This is a genomic window from Candidatus Omnitrophota bacterium (assembly GCA_040755155.1).
Lineage (GTDB): Bacteria > Hinthialibacterota > Hinthialibacteria > Hinthialibacterales > Hinthialibacteraceae > JBFMBP01.
In genome coordinates this window covers 1-5,474 of sequence record JBFMBP010000131.1, presented here as the reverse complement: position 1 = coordinate 5,474, position 5,474 = coordinate 1, and the positions used below count along the sequence as shown (strand labels likewise).

Below are 5,474 nucleotides of genomic sequence, written 5' to 3'. Positions count from 1 at the left end.
GCCGTCTCTACGGCTCCCGCTTACGTTTCCGACTGTTACCTATGTCCCGGCAATCCGCGCGTTCACGGAGAGCGCAATCCCGATTACAAGGACGTTTTCATATTCGACAACGACCATCCCGTGGTCGGCGTTCGTTCCCCGGATATTCCGGCGGAGCTGGCGGAGGATGAAATAGGTTTATACCGCCGCGCCCGCGCCAGCGGCATCGCCCGCGTCGTCTGTTACGATCCCCGCCACAATGTGACGCTGGGGCAAATGAAATTGGAAAAAGCCGTTAAGGTTTTTCTCGCCTGGCGAGAACAGATGCGAAATCTAAAAGCAACTCCAGGAATCCGCTTCGTCTTGATCTTTGAAAACAAGGGCGAGGTCGTCGGCGTATCCAATCCCCATCCCCATTGTCAAATCTACGCCACGAATTTCACGTTCCGGCATGTGGAACGCGAATTGTCGTCAGCGGCGGATTACCAAAAGGAAAAGAAGAGAAACCTGTTCCAGGACGTGTTGGATGCGGAGCGTCAAGCGGGGATCCGCCTTCTTGCGGAAAATGAAAACGCCGTCGCCTTCATTCCCTTTTTCGCCCGTTACGCCTATGAGGTTTTGATTTTCCCCAAGAAGCGGCATGCGACGTTTATCACAATGGAGGACGAAGAACTGCGCGATTTGGCCAGCGCCTTTCAACAAGTAATTCGCCGCTACGATCTTCTTTTCGGCTTCAGTTTTCCTTATGTTCTATCCATTCTCCAGGCGCCAGTGCAAGAGGGAGATTATTCCAATTATCATCTCCATCTCCTCCTCCAGCCGCCGTTGCGCCAGCCGGGCTTGCAAAAATTTCTCGCGGGGCCGGAAATCGGCGGCGGCAACTTTATGGCCGATACTATGCCGGAAGAGAAAGCCCGCGAACTTCAATCGGTGAATTTATCCCAATTTCAGGAAGCGGATTAGCGATGGATCAAGCCGTCGTCAAAGAGGCGCTTTGCGCCGTCGGAACTCTCGTCTGCGACAAGATTCATGCGACGCTGCGCTGCCAATCCATCGAGGAAAAAAGCGCCGTCCACCTGGAGACGGAAGCCGATACGATTTACCGCATTGATTTTTTCGTGGAAGAGTATCTCGTCTCGCTGCTGCGGGAGCGCGCTGAAGCGCTAGGCGGGATCGTTCTTATCGCGGAAGGCGTTTCCGATGCGGGGCGGCCTTTAGTTCTTCCCGATGGAATGCGGGAGGACGAAGCGGCGATTCGTCTCCTCGTCGATCCCATCGACGGAACTCGAGGCGTCATGTACGACAAACGCTCCGCCTTCTTCCTCGCAGGCGCCGCTCCCAACCAGGGCGCAGCAACTTCGCTGCGGGATATAGAGACGGCGGCGATGGTGGAAATTCCCACCACCCGCAGCCATCTCAGCGATATGTTGTGGGCGCTTCGCGGACAAGGCGCTCGCGCCGTTACCCGCGATATGTTTACGAATCGGCTGTCTCCGCGTCCTATCGTCCCGTCGCAATCGAAAACCCTCCTTGGCGGCTTCGCTCAGATCAGCCGTTTCTTTCCGCCGGGCAAGGACCTTTTAGCGCGGGTGGAAGAGGAAATGATCGCGGAATTGTATCCCGATCCTCCGGCGGGACGCGCCATCCTCTTCGAGGATCAATATATTTCCACCGGCGGCCAGATGTACGAATTGCTGATGGGACACGACCGCTTCAACGCCGATTTGCGAACCGGCCTTTATAAGCGATTGGGCAAAGAGGGCGCAACCGCCGGCCTCCATTGCCATCCTTACGATCTTAGCGCCTGTCTAATCGCCGAAGAGGGCGGAGTTATCGTAACGGGACGGAACGGCGGGCCGGTGGACGCTCCGCTCGATACCACATCTCCCGTCGATTGGATCGCCTACGCCAATCCTTATCTTCGCGCCGAGGTGGAGCCGGTTTTGCAAAGATTACTGAAGAAATACGGTCTTGTTTAATAACGACATATATCGTTGGAGCGAGGACGAGACGAATGAAGATGACGGGAAAATGCAAATCGTTTTTTGGCAAGGGACGGATAATCCATGTCGCCTACGCTCCAGGAAGATTGGATGTTATGGGAGGCATCGCCGATTATTCCGGCTCGCTGGTGTTGCAAATGCCGATACCGCAGCAGACCACGGCGGCGCTCGCTCTTCGCAACGATGACCTCGTGCGGGTACATAGCGAATTGGCAAGGGCGTCGAATTTCGTTCCCGCCGTCGAAACGCGCTTATCTTTATTTAGGGAAGAGAAAGGTGATTTTTACGAACGCGCCCGCAACCTTCTCGCCGAACTGCCGGGGGGCGATTGGGCCGCTTACGTCATCGGCTGTTTTCTCGTGTTGATGCGCGAAAAGGGCGTAACCTTGCCCGGCGCCGATATCTGGATCGATTCCCGCGTTCCCATCGGCAAAGGCGTCTCCTCGTCGGCGGCCATCGAAGTGGCGGCGATGACGGCGTTGGCTTCCGCCGCCGGTTTGAATTTGGGAGCTACGGAATTGCCGATCTTGGCGCAAATCGTGGAAAATCGCGTGGCGGGCGCTCCCTGCGGCCTCATGGATCAACTCGCTTCCTATTTGGGCGAGGAACGGCGCTTGCTGCCTATTTTATGCCAACCGGATCGGATTTTTCCTTTGCTGGATATTCCTTCCGAAATCCATTTCGTCGGCGTAGACAGCGGCGTGCGCCACGCTGTCAGCGGCGCGTCCTATGGCGACGTGCGCGCCGCCGCGTTTATGGGTTATACGATGATCGCCCGATTGGAAGGGACGCCGAAGAAAGCCTTGCTAGCGGCCAGGAAAACCGGAATAGCTGGCGATTTGCCTTACGGCGGCTTTCTCGCCAATATCCCGCCTTCCACCTTCGAAGCGAAATACCGCGCGCTATTGCCGGAGCGCATCGAGGGAGAGGAATTTCTCCAACGTTTCGGCGCGACGATCGATCCTATCACTGCGCCCCAACCAGGCCGGGAATACGCCGTGCGCCAATGCGCCGCACATCCCGTTTGGGAAAATCACCGCGTGCAATCGTTCGAACTGATCCTGCGCGCTCTGAACTCCGCCGCGTTCCCGCTGATACAGCGCCGAGAGTATCTGCAAAATCTCGGCGAGTTGATGCGCCAATCCCACGCCAGCTATTCTCAATGCGGCTTGGGATGCGCAGCGACGGATGCGATCGTGGAAGCCGTGCGTCTCGCCGGACCTTCGCAGGGCGTTTATGGCGCCAAGATCACCGGCGGCGGCAGCGGCGGGACCGTCTGCGTTCTCTGCGAGGGGAAGAAAGGTCTGGCCGCCGTCAAAGAGATCGCCCGGCGCTGCGCTCAAGAACAAGGCATCGAACCGCTTGTCTTTAAGGGCAGCAGCGATGGAGCGCGCAAAAACGGCGTGAAGACAATTCGCATCTGATTTTGTCGCTTTTTAAATCTCTTTCCAAAGATTGCTTTTCTTTACCCACAAGTGGAAGAGATGCTCAAGGGCTAAGCCTCAGCCTTCCCTTGAGGGATAGATCAAAGGCAGACTTCATCTTGCCTTGCCGCCCCGTCGCCTATTGTCATCCCAGCCTTGAAAGGCTGGGCTATTGTCAAATGCCCCTTTAAAGGGGCAAACGACAATAGCCCGCCGTTTCAACGGCGGGGCAACAGAGCTTTTCTTCCTTTAATCGCCGAGGGTCTTTCCTCGGTAGGGGGGCTCATCACTCATCATTCATCATTGTTTTTCTCTTCCCGCCGAATTGCTTTCCTTCCTATATATATGATAGACTCTTGCATCGATTGCCGATTCCAAGGGATGAAGGGAGAAAAATCGTTGGATAGTCATCCTGAAACTAAACTGCGCGCCGGGGCGTTGAAACTGCCTTCGATAATGATGCAGGGAATCACTCATATCGCGCCTGCGATTGGGTTGATCTTTTCCATTCAATTCGTTACTTCGCTGGCGGGCGTAACGACTCCATTATCGTTCGCCATCGCCTTCGTCATTATTCTGACGCTGGGATTTTCTTTGAACCAGCTGGCGCGGCATTTGCCGTGCGCCGGAGGGTATTACACCTATGTCAGCCGCACCGTGCATCCGCGGGCGGGCTTTCTGACGGCTTGGCTCTATTTTCTCTACGATCCGGCGGGGACGGCCATCAACTTGGCTTTTATGGGTTATTTTCTGCAACAAACCCTTAACGTCGAATACAACGTCTTTTTCCCTTGGTGGCTCTTTTTCATTATCGCCGCCCTCTTGATTTCATGGCTGGTTTATCGAGGCATCGAATTATCGGCGGAAATCATGTTGTTCTTGGGCGCCGCCGAAATCTTGATCGTCGTCGCTTTGGTGGTAACTGGTTTGTTTCAACCGGGTAACGGCGGGATCAACCTGGCCTCGTACAATCCCGCCAATGCGACGAGTATGAGCGGATTGTATTTGGGAGTTGTTTTTTCCATCTTCAGCTTTACAGGATTCGAATCGGTGGCGCCGTTGGCGGAAGAGAGCGAGAATCCGCGCAAGAATCTTCCCAAAGCGATTATCGGTTCGATTTTGCTCACCGGAGCCTTCTATTTGTTCTGTTCCTGGGCGCTTCTTGTAGGATGGGGAACCAACGATTTGAAAGCCTTCATCGATTGCAAGGAAAGCCCGACGTTCGTGCTCGCCCGAAAATTATGGGGTGGAGCGTGGATTTTGGTCTTGCTCGCGGTTTTCAATTCCATCATGGCGGTTTCCATCGCCTGCACCAACGCGGCGACGCGCGTCTTTTACGCAATGGGCCGCAGCGAGTCGCTGCCTCGCGCTTTAGCGAAAATCCATCCCGTCTACCAAACACCGATGAACGCCATTAAATTGCAAACCGCCATCACGCTGCTATTGGGATTGGGAGTCGGTTTTTGGATCGGTCCGGATCAGGAATTTTTCCTCATGGCGGCGGTAACGACTTTGGGAATGATTCTCGTCTATTCCGCTGGTAATCTCGGAGTCTATCGTTTTTACCGCAGCGAGCAGAAAGCTGAGTTCAACGTTTTCTTCCACGCTATATTTCCCTTCGTCTCCACCGTTGCATTAATATGGGTGGGGTATAAATCGGTCGTTCCCTTGCCCCAAACTCCTATATGTTACGCTCCCTTTATTGTGGCGGCATGGTTGATCATCGGGGCGGCGCTGTTATGGATCATGTATCGCAGAGGCCGTGAAAGTTGGCTGCTCAAAGCGGGACAAGCCGCCTACGAGCAAGGCGTTTCTACCGATGAGAAATAAATGGGCGCAGGATCGTATCGAAGACTAAACGGCGATGGGGCGTTTATAATAAGAATTAGGGTTTGCTGAAAAACCTTTGCTGCCGCGAGGAGAGAGGAAGGAACTTTTACTCAGCCTTTCAAGGCTATCAATTATACACATATTTATCGGAAAATAGCGGATCGCAAAGATTTTATCTTTTTTTCTATTGTATAGCATATAAGATATATGCTATACTAATCTTATGTCAACCTTACCA

General features: G+C 54.1%; 4 protein-coding genes. All 4 read left to right on the top strand.

All coding sequences use genetic code 11. The features are described from left to right. The coding region (gene galT, locus AB1656_19400) for a galactose-1-phosphate uridylyltransferase (protein ID MEW6237554.1) at positions 1-942 on the top strand (942 nt) is incomplete at its 5' end. 2 nt (positions 943-944) lie between these two features. Then, positions 945-1,958: a hypothetical protein gene (locus AB1656_19395; GenBank protein MEW6237553.1), complete on the top strand. Its 1,014-nt coding sequence runs from the start codon at positions 945-947 to the stop codon at positions 1,956-1,958. Between the two features lie 41 nt (positions 1,959-1,999). Continuing rightward, positions 2,000-3,406: a galactokinase family protein gene (locus AB1656_19390; protein ID MEW6237552.1), complete on the top strand. Its 1,407-nt coding sequence runs from the start codon at positions 2,000-2,002 to the stop codon at positions 3,404-3,406. 399 nt (positions 3,407-3,805) lie between these two features. After that, complete coding sequence (locus AB1656_19385; GenBank protein MEW6237551.1) at positions 3,806-5,236, top strand: APC family permease; 1,431 nt, start codon at positions 3,806-3,808, stop codon at positions 5,234-5,236. The last annotated feature ends 238 nt before the right edge of the window (positions 5,237-5,474 follow it).